Below are 15,928 nucleotides of genomic sequence, written 5' to 3' on the forward strand. Positions count from 1 at the left end.
TCCGTGAGGCGACGCCGCGCTTCGCTCCGGGCACCGCCACGCTCACGCGGCGGCGCGGGCAGGCGCGACGGGCTCCCTCTCCCGTACGGGAGAGGGCTGGGGTGAGGGCCGGGAAGTTTCGGGCTCAAGCGCGCCGTCGACGTGCCGACAGGGAGCGCCGCGTCCGGGGAGACATGGTCCCTCACCCTGTCCCTCTCCCGCACGGGAGAGGGGACCCGCGCCCCGTCCTGCCGACGCGCCGCCGCGCGCGCGCTTCGGATCTGCAGGCACGCAGAGAAGGGAGGGGAGGCGGCCGCGCGCTGTCTGTCCAAAACCATCACTGCCCCAGCCGCTCCAGCAGCGCGGGCACGTGGACCTGATCCGCCTTGTAGTTGCCGGTGAGCGTGTACATCACGATGTTCACGCCGCCGCGGAACGCCATCTCGCGCTGGCGCTGGTCGCCGCCCACGACCGGGTAGAGCGGCTCGCCCCGGCGGCCGACAGCCCAGGCGGCGGCGAGGTCGTTGCCGGTGATGATGATCGGGCTCACGCCGTCCCCGGCGCGGGCCGGGCGGCGCTCGGCGCCGTCCGCGGCCGGCGGCAGCGCCTCCACCCAGGTCTGGCCCGTGGCGTAGCGGCCCGGGAAGCTGTCCACGAGGTAGAAGGCCTTGGTCAGCACGTGGTCGAGGGGCACCGGCTCCAGTTCAGGCACCTCGAGCGTCGCCAGCATCTTCCGGAGATAGGCCCCTTCCGGGGTGGGCGGCCCGCCCGGCCGGGCGGTCAGCGCGTCGCGGGTGTCGAACAGGACCGTGCCGCCGTTGCGCATGAACGCGTCGATCTTGCGGATCGCGACGTCCGAGGGCTGCGGCCGGTTCGGGGCGATCGGCCAGTAGATCAGCGGGTAGAAGGCCAGCTCGTCCTTCGCCGGATCGATCCCGGCGGGCTCGCCCGGCTCCAGGGCGGTGCGCGCGGCCAGCATCTGGGTCAGGCCGGTGAGGCCGGTGCGGCTCGCCTCGTCGACGGCGGCGTCGCCCGTGATCACGTAGGCGAGGCGCGTGACCAGCGCCGATTCGATGCCGTTCGGCCGGTTGGCCGGGGGCTCCTCCGCGCCGGCCGGGCGCACCGGCAGGGCGGCGAGCAGGACCAGGCCGGCGAGGGCCAGCACGGCCGGCCGTCCGCGCAGGCGGGCCGCCAGACCGCCGCGGCGCAGGAAGCCGCCGAGCCACAGTCCTGCTAGGGTGTCGAGCGCCAGCAGCAGCAGCGCCAGGGTGAACAGGCTCGGCCGCAGGTCCAGAGTCTCGGCCCCGGCGAGCGACCCGAACCGGGCGCCGTCGAGGGCCGCGGTGTCGAGGGGCGTCAGCCGGTCATCCGGCTTCAAAGCGTTCACGCTGATGCCTCCGTCCGGCGGGCCGTAGAAGCCCGGCGGATGCTCAAGGTTCGCCCGGTCGGCGTAGTCGGCCGACACCGCGGTGGCCGAGGCCGGCGGCGAGCCCAGCGCGCCGAACCCGTCCAGCGTCACCCGCGGCGCGAGCACCGGCGCGGCGGCCCGCGCGGCGTCGCCCTGCACCGGCGCCGAGGCGCCGGCCAGCGCCACGACGCGCCGAAGCATGTCGATGAACAGCCCGGAGAGCGGCAGGTTCGACCACGTCGTGTCGGCGGTGACGTGGAACAGCACGATCGTGCCCTGGCCGCGCTTCTGCGCGGTGACGATCGGCGTGCCGTCCTGCAGGGACGCCCAGGTCCGGTTCGGCAGGTCGCCGTCCGGCTCGGCCAGGATCTGGCGGCGCACGCCGATATCGGCGGGCGGCGTCAGGCCCGCGAAGGGGCTCTCGGGCGGGAAGGGCGCCAGGGTCTTGGGGCTGTCCCAGGAGAGCGTGCCACCGAGCGTCCGGCCGCCGCGCCGCAGCCGCACCGGCACCAGCGGGTCGTTGCCGGCGGCGAGCCGCGGGCCGGCGAAGCGCAGCAGCATACCGCCGTCCTTCACGAAGCTCTCGATCCGCGCGGTGGTCCTCTCGTCGAGGGCGCCGACATCGGCGAGCACGAGGACCGAGACCTGGTTGTCGAGGAGCTGGTTGATCGAGTCCGCCGTCCCCTTGGCGCCCCGCGGCTCCTGCACGTCCGCGAAGGGCTGGAGCGCCCGGGACAGGTAATAGGTCGGCGCCAGGAGGGGCTGCGCCTGGTCGAGCGTGCCGCCGAACACGAGGCCGACGCGGCGGCGCTTGCCGCGCTCGTCCTGCAGGACCACGGCGCCGGCCGAGCGCTCGCCCGCGATCTCCAGGCGGCTGATGCTGTTGCGCAGCTCCACCGGCATCTCGAAGGTCGCGTCCGCCTCGGTGGCGTCGGCCGCGAAGGCGAAGTCGCGCTCGGCCAGCGGCAGGCCCTTCTGGTCGAGCGCCCGGATCACCCCGGCGTCGCGCCCGTTCGGCGCCGCCCGCAGGGCGTGCGTCACGAGCTTGCCGGCATTCTCGGTGGCGGTGAGGGCGAGGGCGGGCGGCCTGTCGGCCCGCAGCACCGTCAGGGCCGCGCCCTTGTCGCCCGCGAGGTCGGCGAGGCCCTTGGCGAAGCGCGTGTCGTTCGCGCCGGCGACGCCGTCGCTGATCCAGACGAGGCCGGCGCCGCGGTTCTTGTCGAGGAAGGTCTCGATCGTCGCGAGATGCGCGTCGCGGGAGGGGAGGATCGGGCGCGGCGCGAGGGCGCGCAGGCGCTCCAGGGCGGCGGCCGGCGTCTTCGCCTCGAAGGCCGCGGGGGCGTCGGCGAGGCCGATCACCGCGACGGGCCGGCCGTCCCGGGCGGCGCCCTCGACCGCGTCGGTGGCGACGCGCAGGCGGTCGCGCCAGTCGTGGGCGGCCGGGAAGCCGTTGTCGAGGAGCACGAGGAGCGCGCTGCGGCCACCGCCGGCCCCGACGCCCCCGGCGTTCCAGACCGGACCCGCGACCGCGAGGATCAGCGCGGCGGCGATCAGGAGCCGGAGGATCAGCAGCCAGGGCGGCGTGCGGGCCGGGGTCTGCCGCTGTGGGACCAGGTCGGCGACGAGCTTCAGCGGCGGGAAGTTGATCCGCCGCGGGCGCGGCGGGGTCACCCGCAGCAGGAACCACAGGGCCGGCAGGCCGATCAGGGCGGCGAGCGCCAGCGGGGCGGCGAAGGTCAGACCCAGCATGGCGGCCTCACTCCGTGCCGCGGGCGGCGATCAGCGTGGCGAGCCGCAGGGCCGCCTCGCTGGCCGGCCGGTCCGTGCGGTGGATCGTCAGCGTCCAGCCCTGTCCGCGGGCGATGGACGCCAGCGCGGCCCGGTGCTCGGCGATCCGGGCCCGGTAGCGCGCCCCCCAGGCGTCGGCGTCGCCGATATCGAGGCTGAGGCCGCCCTCGAGATCGTGCAGGACGGCCTGGCCGGTGAACGGGAAGGTCTCCTCGATCGGGTCCACGACCATGAGGAGATGGCCGCGGCTGCCGCGGCCGGCGAGGCTCTGCACGGAGGCCGCGATCCGGTCCGGCGCGGTCAGGAAATCGCCGATCAGCACCACCTCGTCGAAGCGGGCGGGGCTGGCGCGGGGCGGCAGGTCCTGAGTCAGGCCCGCGTGGTCGGCCACGAGCGCCTGGGCCAAGCGCTCGACGATCCCGCGGGAGGCGCTCGCGCGGGTCAGCCCGAGCAGGCCCACCCGCTCGCCGCCCTCCACGAAGGCGTCGGCCAGGGCGAGCCCGAGGACGAGCGCCCGCTCGACCTTCGGGGCCGAGGCGAGGTCCGACACGAACCCCATCGAGGCCGAGCGGTCGATCCACAGCCAGATATTGTGGGCCGCCTCCCATTCGCGCTCGCGCACGTAGAGCCGGTCGTCGCGGGCCGAGCGGCGCCAGTCGACGCGCGCCGCGGCCTCGCCGGTCACGAAGGGGCGGAACTGCCAGAAGCTCTCGCCCGGCCCCGCGCGGCGGCGGCCGTGGAGGCCGTGGGCCAGCAGGCTCGACACGCGGCGCGCCTCCAGGACGAGGCGGGGCATCTTGTCGGAGAGGGCGGTCGCGCCCTCGCTCTCGCGCCGGCCTGGGGTGCGCCTGCCGGCGTCGAGGGCGTTCGTCGCGACCAAAGTCAGAGCTTCTCCGCGAGCTTGGCGATCAGGCCCTCGATGGTCTCGCCGTCGGCGCGGGCGGTGTAGCTCAGTGCCATCCGGTGCTTGAGCACCGGCTCGGCCAGCGCCTTCACGTCCGCCACCGAGGGCGCGACCCGGCCCTCGATCAGCGCCCGGGCGCGGGCGGCGAGCGTCAGCGCCTGACTCGCGCGGGGGCCCGGGCCCCAGAGGAGCTTGTCCTTCACGATGGCGTCGCCGCTGTCCGGCCGGGCGGCGCGCACGAGGTCGAGGATCGCCTCGACCACGGCCTCCCCCACCGGCAGCCGGCGCACGAGGCGCTGGGCGGTGAGCAGCTGCTCGGTGGACATCACGGCCCGCGGCCGCGCCTCGTCCACGCCGGTGGTCTCGATCAGGATCCGGCGCTCGGCGGCGCGGTCGGGGTAGCCGACGTCGATCTCCAGGAGGAACCGGTCGAGCTGCGCCTCGGGCAGCGGGTAGGTGCCCTCCTGCTCGATCGGGTTCTGGGTCGCCAGCACGTGGAACGGCCGGGGCAGGTCGTGCCGGGCGCCCGCCACCGAGACGTGGCCCTCCTGCATGGCCTGGAGCAGGGCCGACTGCGTGCGCGGGCTCGCCCGGTTGATCTCGTCGGCCATCAGGAGCTGCGTGAAGACCGGCCCCTGCACGAACCGGAAGGCCCGGCGGCGCTCGGCGTCCTCCTCCAGGATCTCGGTGCCGAGGATGTCCGAGGGCATCAGGTCCGGGGTGAACTGCACGCGCCGCGCGTCGAGGCCCAGCACCGTGCCGAGCGTCTCGACCAGCTTGGTCTTGGCGAGGCCCGGCAGGCCGACCAGCAGGCCGTGGCCGCCGGCCAGGATGGTCACGAGGGCGAGATCGACGACCTCCTCCTGGCCGAAGATCACCCCGTGGATCGCCTCCCGCGCCGCGCCGACGGCGGCGAGGCAGCTCTCCGCCGTCGCCACGATGCCGTCGTCCAGGGTGGTGGCCGGGCTGATCCCCTGCGTCATGCCGATATCCATCTCCTGCCCGGGCCCCGCGGGACCCGCCGGCCAATCCCGCAAGTGTGGGGCTTCTGGTGCCGGGCTGGCAAGGTCGGGATCGCCGCACGCCCGTTCGCGGCCGATTTCGCGCTGCGCGAGGCCGGCGCGCATGCCGGCGGACGCGACCTCCGCGTCTCTGGGCGATTGCCGAGCTTGCCCCCGCTCTTGGCGTGGGCGACCCGGACCTTTAGGAAGGCGCCCAAGCCGGGGCGATCCTCACCCGCGACCGCCGGACCGGCCGAACCCTCTGATGTCTCTCGCGGATCGCGGCGTGGGCAGCTTTGCGGGCTTCCCGCGTATCCGGACCTGACCATGCGCCTTCGAGATGTGTTCGTCGTCGGATCGTCGGACAAGGCCGGCCTCGCCGGCGCGGCGCAGTCCCTCACGCGCCCGCTGACCCGGCGGCTCAAGGGCCGCCGCCGCGGCGAGCCCCGGCAGGCGGACCTCGTCCGCGCGGTCAAGGAATCCGGCCTGTTCGATCCGGCCTGGTACGCGAGGCGCTACCCCGACGTGGTCGGCGAGGGGATCGACCCGGCGGTGCACTACGCGGTCCACGGCGGGCGCGAGGGGCGCTGGCCGCACCCGCTGTTCCACGGCGATCTCTACCTCGATTCCGTCCCGGGCCTCCGGGCCGAGGGCACCAACCCGCTGCTCCACTACCTCGACCGCGGCGCCGCGGCGGGCATCCGTCCCAACCCGCTGTTCGATCCGGACTGGTACGCGACGCGCTACCTCGGCGGCGCGGAGCACCGCGCCCGGGCGTTCTCCGACTTCCTGTCGCGGACCGACACCGACCCGTCGCCTCAGTTCGACACCGCCTGGTACCTGTCGCGCTACCCGGACGCCCGCGCGGCCGGCGGCAACGCCCTGAGTCACTTCTACGAGACCGGCCGGAAGCAGGGCTACCTGCGCAACCCGGAGGAGTTCGCCGGCCTGTCGCGGCACGTCGACCTGATCCGCCGGTCGGGCCTGTTCGACGCCGCGTTCTACCGCGCGCGCTGCCCGGAGGCCGAGACCAGCGGGCTCGAGCCCCTGGAGCACTACGTGATGGCCGGCGGCTACCGCCGCTACGCGCCCCACCCGCTGTTCGATCCCGACTGGTACGCGGCCCAGTCCGCCGCGGTGCGGGCCGACAGCCTCAACCCGCTGGTCCACTACCTCGAGCACGGCGCCGCCCAGGGCCTCGACCCGGGCCCCTGGTTCGACACGCGCTGGTACACCGAGACTTTCCTCGGTGACGACGCGGCCGGGCAGAACCCGCTGGCGCATTTCCTCGCCGATGGCGGGCGCACGACCAGCCCGTCGCCGCGCTTCGACGCGCCCTGGTACCGCGCCCGCTACCCGAAGGTCGCCGCGCTCGGCCTCAACCCGCTGATCGACTACGTCACGACCGGCCTGGAGGCGGGCCGCCTGACCCGCCGCGTCCCCGGCGCCGCGGTGCCGGAAGCCTCGGACGCGCGCCTGTCCTGCCTGAAGCGCGAGCCCCGGCGGCACGGCCGCACGGCCCTGTTCATCACCCACTGCCCCGAGGGGCGGATCCGCGGCCACGTCGAGCCCTACCTGCGGGCGTTCGCGGAGAACGGGACCGACCTCGTCCTGATCATCGCCGCCGACCAGCACAAGAACGCCGTGCCCCAGGCGATCCTGGATCTCTGCGCCTCGGTCTACCTGCGCGAGAACAGCGGCTTCGACTTCGCCGCCTGGGCGCATGTTCTCTTGGAGGACACCGACCTCCTCGATTCCGAGACGCTCTACCTCGCCAATGACAGCCTCGTCGGGCCCCTCGACCGCGACGACTTCGCCGGCCTGCTCGCCAAGATCGACGCCTTCCCGGAGGCGGTGATCGGGCTCGCCGACAATTTCTACTACAGCCACCACCTCCAGAGCTTCTTCCTGGCCCTGAAGCGGCGCTGCCTGTCCTCCTACGCGTTCAGCCACTTCCTCCTGTCGGTGGCGAACTGGCCGGACAAGAACGCGGTGATCACCGAGTACGAGCTGACCTTCTCGCAGCGGATGCGCGCGGCTGGGCTCGGGATGCGCAGCCTGTTCTCGGCCCAGAACAAGCACATGTCGCTGGTCAACGACCCGCGCAACAACCGCACCCTGTTCGACTGGGAGAACATGCTCAGCCAGGGCTTCCCGTTCGTGAAGCGCTCGCTGCTGGGCGAGCACGCCGCGATCGGCGGGGCGGCGGTGCGGGAGGCGATCGCCGAGCGCGGCTTCGACCTCGACCGGCTCGACGTGACCTACACGTATCCGGGCGCCAGGATCTGGGCGGATCTGCGCAGGCCCCAGGCGCCGGCGCGGCCGCTGCGCGTCGCCTTCGTCTCGCCGATGAACTACGCCAACGGCCTCGGCGTCGCGGCCCGCAGCTACGCCCGCGCCCTGCATCGGACCCCCTTCGCGCTGAACGTCCACCCGATGGAACGGCCGTTCCACGTCCACGCCCGGGTGGCGCCGGCGTGGCAGGCCCGGACCTTCTCGGGCCCCGCCGACGTCGCGCTGGTGCATTTCAACGGCGACAGCTGGCACTCGCTGATGAGCGACCGGCAGCGGGCGATCGCCGCGGAGGCGCGGCTCAAGATCGGGCTGTTCGTCTGGGAGACCTCGCACGTGCCCGGCGGCTGGCTGCCGACCGTCGACGGCCTCGACGCGATCTGGGCGCCCACGGAGTTCTGCGCGGCGATCTTCCGGCAGATCACCGACATCCCGGTCGACGTCGTGCCCTACGTGGTCGAGAACGAGGCCGGCGAGCCGCCGAGCGCCGCCGCCAAGGCCAACCTGCGCAAGACCTTCGCGATCGACCCGTCCAAGCGGGTGATCCTCTACGCCTTCGACGGCTCGAGCTACCTCGCCCGCAAGAACCCGCACGCGCTGATCCGGGCCTTCCGGGCGGCCGGGCTGGGACAGGCGGGCTGGCAGCTCGTGCTCAAGACCAAGCACGTCTTCGACCTGCCGGAGGAGGGCAAGAAGCTCCTCGACCTCGTGGGCACGTCCGGCGACGTGGTGGTGATCGACCAGCCGCTCTCCCAGAACGAGCTGGGCGCGCTGTTCGACCTCTGCGCGGTCTACGCCTCGTCGCACTCCTCGGAGGGGTTCGGCCTGACGATCGCCGAGGCGATGGAGATGGGCAAGGTCGTGGTCGCCACCGATTACGGCGGCTGCCGCGACTTCCTCGACGCCACCTGCGGCTTCCCCGTCAAGGCCGAGGTCACGGCCCTCGACCAGACCTACGGCCCGTACCTGCGGGGCGCCGAGTGGGGGCAGGTGGACGAGGCGGACCTGACCCGGGCCCTCAACGACGCGGCCCGGGCGGTGACCGGCGGCGACGCGGCCCGGATCGGCGCCGCCGCCCGGGCGCGCATCCGCGAGCGGCTGTCCATCGGCGCGGTGGCGCGAGCCATGGAGGCGAGCCTGACCCGCCTCCTGGCCGCCGAACGATCCTGACGTTCCGGAGACGCGACCCGTGTTGAAGAAGAAGCCGGTCCCGGCCCCGTCGAGCTCGTGGGGCACGCTCCCGTGGCCGGACGCGATCCTGCCGCTGCCCCTCGACGCGCAGCTCCGCCCCCTCGACGAGCGCCGGCTCGCCCAGGTCGCGGCCGGCCAGTTCCCCGCCTGCCGGGCGATCTTCGTCGCGCCCGCGGCCTCCGAACTGCGCCCCGACCTCGCCGCGCACCTGACGCGCGCGCTGGCGGAGCGGCCCGATATCGGCATCTTCTACGGCGACGACGCCGTCGTGGACGGCGCCGGCCAGGTCCGCAGCGTCCACTGCAAGCCGGCCTTCAACCCGGCCCTGCTCATGGCCGACGATTACATCGGCTTCCCGCTGCTGATCCGCGTCTCGGCCCTGGCCGGGCTGAGCCCCGACTTCGGCCTGCGCCACGGCAGCGCCGCCTGGTTCCGGTTCCTGCTCGGCGCGATCTCCGCGGGGATCGGCATCGACCGGATCCCCCAGACCCTGATCGCCTCGCCGCTGGAGCGCCCGAAGGCGACCCGTGCGGGGCGCGCCCACGCCCTCGACCGGTGGTTCGAGGCGTCCGGCATGCCGCTGCGCGCCGCCCCCGGGCTGACCGCGGACACGCTGGAGATCCGCCGGAGCTTCGACGCGCGGCCGGCCGTGACCCTGGTCGTGCCGACCAACCAGAGCCGCCCGAAGGACGATCAGGGCCGCGTCGCGGAGGGCGCCAAGCCCCACGTGATCAACCTGCTCGACAGCCTCGGCCGCAGCACCTACCCGGCCGACAGGATCCGGGTGCTGATCGGCGACGACGTCGCCGACGACGCGATCTATCGCGGCCGCTCCGACCGCTTCACCGTGACCCGCCTGCTGACGACCCGGGCGCCGGGCGAGCGGTTCAACTACGCGGCCAAGATGAACACGCTCTGGCGCGCGGCCGAGACCGACCTCGTCATCCTGATGAACGACGACCTCGTCGTGCGCCGGCCCGGCTGGATCGAGGCGCTCCTCACCTTCGCGCTGGACCGCGGCGTCGGCGGCGCCGGCGGCCGGCTGCTGTTCCCCACGGGCAAGATCCAGCATGCCGGCATGACCGGCGGCATCTTCGACGTGTTCGCCCACCCCTGGTACAACCGGGACGCGGCCGAGCCGACCTACGGCGACTGGGCCCTGACGCAGCGCGACTGCTCGGCGGTGACCGGGGCGCTCTTCGCGACCCGCAAGGCGGTGCTGGAGGCGGTCAACGGCTTCGACGAGGGCTTCGCCCTCGACTTCAACGACGTCGACCTGTGCCTGAAAATGCGGCAGCTCGGCTACCGCATCGTCTACACGCCCTTCGCCGAGATGGCGCACCACGAGAGCGCCTCGCGGCAGACCAGCTTCGCGCCGGGCTCGCAGATCGCGCGCTTCCTGCGCCGCTGGGGCGACGTCATCGCCGAGGATCCGGCCTACAGCCCGCAGCTGCGCATCGACACCGACGTTGTCGCCCCGCGCGCCGACGCGACGCGCTGGATCGCGGAGCGCCGGGCGGACGCCGCCTGAGCGGGCCCCCGGGGTTAAGCTAAACGCGCGAAGTTCGGCGCGGCGGGCTGGAACGGAGCGACCCGAGCCTCTACCCCCTTGCGGGGACGCGCGGACAGACTCGACCGCGCCGGGGTGGGGAGCCGACCGTGAAGAAGCTGCTCGCCGCCGCGGCCCTCCTCGTCGGCCTCGCCCTGGTCGGCCTCGCGGCGGAGATCCGGCTGCACGAGCGGGGCCGCCCCGTCGCCAGCACGGCGGTCCGATCGAGCGGGGCCGCCTTCGTCCCGGCGCCGATCCCGGCGGACTGGGTCGTCTCCGGCGACCCCGTCACCGAGGTCGCGGAGGTCTCGCAGACCCATGATGGGAGCGCGCAGGTCTACCTGTGGCGCACCACGGCCAGCGCGTTCCGCTGGACCCACCACGCCGACGAGATCATCACCATCCTCGACGGCGAGGTCTTCGTCACCGACGCGGACGGAAGCCGCCACCACCTGACGCCGGGCGACGTGGCGCATTTCCCGGTCGGCTCCGTCCAGCTCTGGGAGGTGCCCCGGACGCTGCTGAAATCGGCGATCCTCAAGCACCGCGCCCCGACCCTGGTCGAGGCGTCGCTGCGCTGGCTGCGCCGGGCCCGGGCGCTCGTCACCGGCTGAGGCGCGGGCGCCCGTCACTCCCGACGCGCGGCCGCGATGAGGTGCCGTCTAGGTTGAATTCCGCAATCTGGTGACACGGCTTGCTAAGGCTTGGCGCGGCATCATCGGATCCCCGACGCCGCGAATTGCCCCGATGGCCCCATCCCGCGACCTGCAGCTCGACGCCGCGCGCGGCCTCGCCGTGCTGCTGGTCCTCTCCGGCCACCTGCTGCAGCCCGTCTTCTACGGCCCGTCGGGCCCCGAGCCGGGGCCGGCCCTCGCGGTCTGGCGGGTGATCTACGCCTTCCACATGCCGTTCTTCTTCCTGCTCTGCGGGATGGTCGACCGGATGAAGGGAGAGATGGATCTCGCCGCCGCCTGCGCCTCCGCGCTGAAACTCGTGGTGGTGGCGCTGACGTTCAGCACCCTCGCGCTGATCCCCCGCGCCCTCGACGGCACCCTGTCGGCGGCGGACGCGCTGCGCGACGCGCTGTACGGCCAGACCTTCGGCCTGGGCGTGCTCTGGTTCCTGGTCGTCCTGGGGCTCGTGCGGGTGATCGACGCCGCGGCGCGCGCGGCGGCCTTTCCGGGGGGCTACTGGATCGTCCTCGGCGGCGTCCTGGCCCTGTCGTGGATCTGCAGCGCGCGGGCGTTCCCGTACTGGCAGGTCCACGCGCTCGTGGGCGCCCTGCCGTTCTACGTCGCGGGCCTGCGGCTCGGGCGGCGCGCGTTCGACGTGTCGGCGCTGCTCGGCGCCTGCGGCCTCGCCGTGCTCCTGCTCTGCGCGCCGCGCAACTTCGTCCACGTCGCGACCGGGCAGTACGGCGACCCGGCGCTGTTCGCCGTGTCGGCCGTGGCGGGCTCGGCGTTCATGCTGGCGGCCGCCGGCCGGCTGCGCGGCCCGCCGCGCGCCGCGGCGGGCGTCCTGGGGCGGGCGAGCTTCGAGCTCTACATCGTGAGCGGCCTCTTCCTCCTCTGGGCGCCGCACCGGCCCGCCTGGGACCGGTGGCATCTCCTGGCGCTGCTCGTGGTTCTCGGCCTGCCTCTGCACCTGATCGCGGCGCGCGCGCTGCGCGGGCCGATCCGGGCGGTCCGCCGGGCCGCCGACGCCGTGGTCGACGGCGTCGTCGACGGGCTCGCCGGCCGCCGGTATCGCGCGCCGCCGGGCTCCGCGCCGAGGCCGGGCTTCTCCGGGGCGGATCCTTAAGACTTGTGCGGGACCATCCGCCGGCATTCCGGCCACAAGACCCTCGATGACAGCGCCACCCGCCCGGGGCCCCGATGTTCGCTGAGCGCCCGCGCGGCGGCGTCGGCACGTGGCCCCTGATCGCCGCCACGCTGGTCGCCACGGTCGTCTGGATGGCGGTCGCCGGGCTGCGCTTCGCCTGGGACAGCGCCCTCGTCACCGGGGTGGCCTGCGGCGGGCTCGAGGCCCTGGCGCAGGTCTACCGCACGCGCCGCCCCGAGCCGCGCATCGCCGCCACGCTCAGCGCGCTGGCGCAGGTCATCGCCTTCAGCGCCTGCGCGGCCGCCCTGTCGTACACGGTCGCGAGCACCGGCGGCCCGCTCTGGGATTCGACCTTCCACGCCTGGGACCGGCGGCTCGGTCTGGACTGGCGGGCCTACCTGGCCTTCGTGGACGGCCATCCGCGACTCGGGCTGGCGCTCTCGCTCGCCTACCGGAGCCTGATCCTGCAGACCATGCTGGCGGTCATCCTGCTGGGCTTCAGCGGCCGGCTTCGAGCGCTGCGGGACTTCGTCCTGGCCTTCGCCCTCGCCGGCACGGTGACGGTCCTGGTGTCGGCGCTGACGCCCGCCCTGGCGAACTTCGTGTTCCTCGGCCTGTCCCCGGCCGACTTCCCCAACCTGCACCCGGCCGCGTCCTACGTCCACGTCGCGGACCTGACCGGCCTGCGCGACGGCACGCTCCGGACGATCAACCTCGATCACGTCGAGGGCATCATCACGTTCCCGAGCTTCCACGCGGCGCTCGGCGGCCTCTACATCTGGGCCTTCTGGCGTCTGCGCGCGGCCCGGATCCCGGCCCTCGTCGTCAACGCCCTCCTCGTCGCCGCCACACCGATCGATGGCGGCCACTACTTCGTCGACGTGATCGCCGGGCTGGTCATCGCCGCCCTGGCGATCTGCGCCGCGCGGGCGCTCGGGCGGCGGGCCGCGGACGCGCTCCGCCCCGGAGCGCCCGAGGGCGGCCCCGCGCCGAAACGGGCCTGAGGCCGGCGGCTGGCGGGCGCCTCAGAGCGCCTCGCCCCGCATCAGCCGGGGCCGCGAGTCGCGCGCGGCCGCGGCCTCGCCGATGAAGAAGCGCTTGAGCCCCGGCAGCCGGTCGACGATCCCGAGGCCGAGGTCGCGGGCGAGCCGCAGCGGCAGGGCGTCGTTCGAGAACAGCCGGTTCAGCCCGTCGGTCGCCGCCGCCATGGCGAAGCTGTCGAAGCGCCGGGCGCGCTCGTAGGCGCGCAGCACGTCGGGGCTTCCGGGGTCGAGGCCGAGGCGCAGCGCGCCGGTCACGGCCTCGGCCAGCGCCGCGGCATCCGCGAGCCCGAGGTTGAGGCCCTGGCCGGCGATCGGGTGGATCACGTGGGCGGCGTCGCCCAGCAGGGCGAGACGCTCGGCGCGGAAGGCCCGGGCGATGCCGAAGGCGAGGGGGTGCCGGCTCGGGCCGTGCTCCAGCGCGAGCGTGCCGAGATCCAGGGTGAACCGGCGCTCGATCTCGGCGAGCACCTCGTCGGGCTCGCCGGAGAGCAGGGCCTCGGCGTCGTCCGACCGCTCGGTCCAGACGATGGACGAGCGGTGCCCCAGGGGACCGCCGTCCCGCAGCGGCAGGATCGCGAACGGGCCCGCGGGCAGGAAGTGCTCGAAGGCGCGGCCTTCGTGCGGCCGCGCGTGGCCGATCGTCGCCACGATGCCGACCTGCGGGTAGGACCAGCCGACCCAGCCGATCCGCGCGGCCTCGCGCAGCCGCGACCGTGCCCCGTCGGCGGCCACCAGCAGGTCGCCCCGCAGGGTCTCGCCGGTGGTGATCGCCGCGCGGATCGCGGCCCCCTCCGGCAGCGCGCGCACCACCCCGGCGGCGACGATCGCCACCCCCGCCGCCCGGCAGGCCTCCGCCAGGGCCGCGGCGAGCGGCTCGGCCTCGATCATGTGGGCGAAGGGCTCGCCGTCGTCGCGCTCGGCGTCCGCCTCGCGGCCGAAGGTCAGGAAGGCCGGCCGCACCGGGTCGGCGAGGCGGCTGTCGCTGATCACCATCTCGGCGATCGGCTCGGCCGCGTCGGCGACCCGGGCCCACAGGCCGAGGCGCTCCAGCATCCGCCGCCCGCCCGCCGCCAGGGCGTAGGCGCGGCCGCGATGCCGGGCGGGGTCGGCCGCGCCCGGGTCGATCACCGTCACGGCCAGGGCCGGCCCGTGGGCCTGCTTCAGGGCGAGCGCCAGGGCGAGGCTGGGCAGGCCGCCGCCGGCGATCAGGAGGCTGCGGCTGCCGGGGCGAGGCGTCTCGGCCGTCATCGGGGCGGATCTCCTAGGGTTGCCGCACGCGGGACGCGTGGATTGGTTCGTCCGAACAGCCTATGTCGCACGCGGGCAACGAACGGAAACCCCGCGGGTCATGACCGACGCCAACACCGACGCGATGACGGACGCCGTCGCCGAGCTGATCGCCATCCTCGACCTGGAGCGCCTGGAGGTCGACCTGTTCCGCGGCCAGAACCCCAAGACGGGCTGGCGGCGCGTCTTCGGCGGGCAGGTGGTGGCGCAGGCGCTGGTCGCCGCGACCCGGACGGTGCCGGACGACCGCCCCGCCCACTCCCTCCACGCCTACTTCATGCTGCCCGGCGACCCGCGCACGCCCATCGTCTACGAGGTCGAGCGGATCCGGGACGGGCGGAGCTTCACGACCCGGCGGGTCAAGGCGATCCAGCACGGGCGCGCGATCTTCGCCACGACGGTCTCCTACCAGGTCGTCGAGGAGGGGCTGACGCACCAGCCGGCGATGCCGGCGGTGGCCGGACCCGAGGGGCTCCTCGACGGCAAGGCCCTGGCGGCCGCCGGCGGCACCGGGATGCCGGAGGCGATCGCCGCCTATTTCGGCCGCGAGCGACCGATCGCGCTGCGGCCGGTCGATCTCAACCGCTACCTGCCCGCCGGCGCGGGCGGCCGGGCGCCCGATCCGATCTTCAATGTCTGGCTGCGCGCGGCCTCGGCGCTGCCGGACGATCCGGCGCTGCATCGGGCCGTACTGGCCTACGCCTCCGACATGACCCTGCTCGACGTCTCGCTGATCCCGCACGCGCGCTCCGTGTTCGATCCGGCGATCCAGGCCGCGAGCCTCGACCACGCCCTCTGGTTCCACCGGCCGGTCAAGATCGACGACTGGCTGCTCTACGCGCAGGACAGCCCGGTCGCGGGCGGCGCCCGCGGCTTCGCGCGCGGCCAGATCTTCGACCGCGCCGGCAACCTCGTGGCGTCGGTGGCCCAGGAGGGTCTGATCCGGCCGACGCGGGATTAAAGCGGGTTCCCGCGCGTGTGTTACCGGCGTGCCACAGCGCGGGCTGCACGGATTCGGGCAGATTGCCTCGACTTTGTGCGCGATCGCTCCGGAGCCTGCCCGCGATCTGTCCGTTTCGGGCTAATCCATGGGCAAAATGACGATCGGTGAAAATGTTCCCGGTCAAGCTTGTCTGGCATAGTCCTTGAATAGCGGCCTTCGACCGCGGGTCATCCCGAGCCTGCGGACGGTCCGTTCCGGCTCGTCCCGCAAATCGGGTGACGGCAACGGTTCCCGAGGACTTCGAAGGGGGCGTCGCCCATGAAAATCGTGATGGCCATCATCAAGCCGTTCAAGCTCGAGGAGGTGCGCGACGCGCTCACCGGAATCGGCGTCCACGGCCTGACGGTGACGGAGGTGAAGGGCTATGGCCGCCAGAAGGGCCACACCGAGATCTACCGCGGCGCGGAATACGCGGTCAGCTTCCTGCCCAAGCTGAAGATCGAGGTCGCCGTCGCCTCGGACCTGACGTCCAGCGTGATCGACGCCATCGCGGGGGCCGCGCGGACCGGCCAGATCGGCGACGGCAAGATCTTCGTGATGCCGCTGGAGAAGGCGGTGCGCATCCGGACCGGCGAGACCGACGCCGACGCCCTCTGATCCGCGGCCCGGCGCGTCCGGGCCCGCCGATCGCCAGACCTCCTGAAACAATACGGACTTGAGAC

At 73.9% G+C, this 15,928-nt stretch carries 11 protein-coding genes; 7 read left to right on the plus strand and 4 right to left on the minus strand.

Annotation, left to right across the window (positions count from 1 at the left end; translation table 11 throughout):
• Nucleotides 1–316: 316 nt before the first annotated feature.
• From ME121_RS06950 to ME121_RS06960, 3 genes are read right to left on the minus strand one after another with little or no spacing between them, the layout of a single operon-like run.
• Nucleotides 317–3,136: a DUF4159 domain-containing protein gene (locus ME121_RS06950; protein WP_053621501.1), complete on the minus strand. Its 2,820-nt coding sequence runs from the start codon at nt 3,134–3,136 to the stop codon at nt 317–319.
• A gap of 7 nt (nt 3,137–3,143) precedes the next feature.
• A complete protein-coding gene (locus ME121_RS06955; RefSeq protein ID WP_012320572.1) occupies nt 3,144–4,055 on the minus strand; it encodes a DUF58 domain-containing protein in 912 nt (303 codons plus the stop codon).
• Between the two features lie 2 nt (nt 4,056–4,057).
• Nucleotides 4,058–5,062 (minus strand): AAA family ATPase, encoded by a 1,005-nt coding sequence (locus ME121_RS06960; protein ID WP_012320571.1) that lies wholly within the window; start codon nt 5,060–5,062, stop codon nt 4,058–4,060.
• A 345-nt stretch (nt 5,063–5,407) separates the two neighbouring features.
• Between ME121_RS06960 and ME121_RS06965 the strand changes: the two genes are divergently transcribed.
• The 5 genes from ME121_RS06965 to ME121_RS06985 all read left to right on the plus strand — a co-directional run bounded on the left by ME121_RS06965 (nt 5,408) and on the right by ME121_RS06985 (nt 12,937).
• The gene (locus ME121_RS06965; protein WP_059408571.1) at nt 5,408–8,542 is read left to right on the plus strand and encodes a rhamnan synthesis F family protein; all 3,135 of its coding nucleotides are present in this window, start codon (nt 5,408–5,410) and stop codon (nt 8,540–8,542) included.
• A gap of 19 nt (nt 8,543–8,561) precedes the next feature.
• On the plus strand, nt 8,562–10,094 hold the full coding sequence (locus ME121_RS06970) for a glycosyltransferase family 2 protein (RefSeq protein WP_029361350.1): 1,533 nt from the start codon (nt 8,562–8,564) through the stop codon (nt 10,092–10,094).
• 128 nt (nt 10,095–10,222) lie between these two features.
• Nucleotides 10,223–10,726 carry a cupin domain-containing protein gene (locus tag ME121_RS06975; protein WP_012320568.1) on the plus strand — a complete coding sequence of 168 codons (504 nt, stop codon included), beginning with the start codon at nt 10,223–10,225 and terminating at the stop codon, nt 10,724–10,726.
• Between the two features lie 133 nt (nt 10,727–10,859).
• The gene (locus ME121_RS06980) at nt 10,860–11,912 is read left to right on the plus strand and encodes an acyltransferase family protein (protein ID WP_012320567.1); all 1,053 of its coding nucleotides are present in this window, start codon (nt 10,860–10,862) and stop codon (nt 11,910–11,912) included.
• A gap of 74 nt (nt 11,913–11,986) precedes the next feature.
• Nucleotides 11,987–12,937, plus strand: coding sequence for a phosphatase PAP2 family protein (locus ME121_RS06985; protein ID WP_059408572.1), 951 nt, complete (start codon nt 11,987–11,989; stop codon nt 12,935–12,937).
• 21 nt (nt 12,938–12,958) lie between these two features.
• Here the strand turns inward: ME121_RS06985 and ME121_RS06990 are convergent, their stop codons facing one another.
• Nucleotides 12,959–14,224, minus strand: coding sequence for an FAD-dependent monooxygenase (locus tag ME121_RS06990; RefSeq protein WP_059408573.1), 1,266 nt, complete (start codon nt 14,222–14,224; stop codon nt 12,959–12,961).
• A gap of 100 nt (nt 14,225–14,324) precedes the next feature.
• Between ME121_RS06990 and tesB the strand changes: the two genes are divergently transcribed.
• Entirely contained in the window at nt 14,325–15,224 is a 900-nt protein-coding gene (gene tesB / locus ME121_RS06995; RefSeq protein WP_083743690.1) for an acyl-CoA thioesterase II, read from the plus strand.
• 300 nt (nt 15,225–15,524) lie between these two features.
• The gene (locus ME121_RS07000) at nt 15,525–15,863 is read left to right on the plus strand and encodes a P-II family nitrogen regulator (protein ID WP_010683623.1); all 339 of its coding nucleotides are present in this window, start codon (nt 15,525–15,527) and stop codon (nt 15,861–15,863) included.
• Nucleotides 15,864–15,928 lie beyond the last annotated feature (65 nt).

This window comes from Methylobacterium sp. ME121 (assembly GCF_000974725.1).
GTDB classification, from domain to species: Bacteria; Pseudomonadota; Alphaproteobacteria; order Rhizobiales; family Beijerinckiaceae; genus Methylobacterium; species Methylobacterium radiotolerans.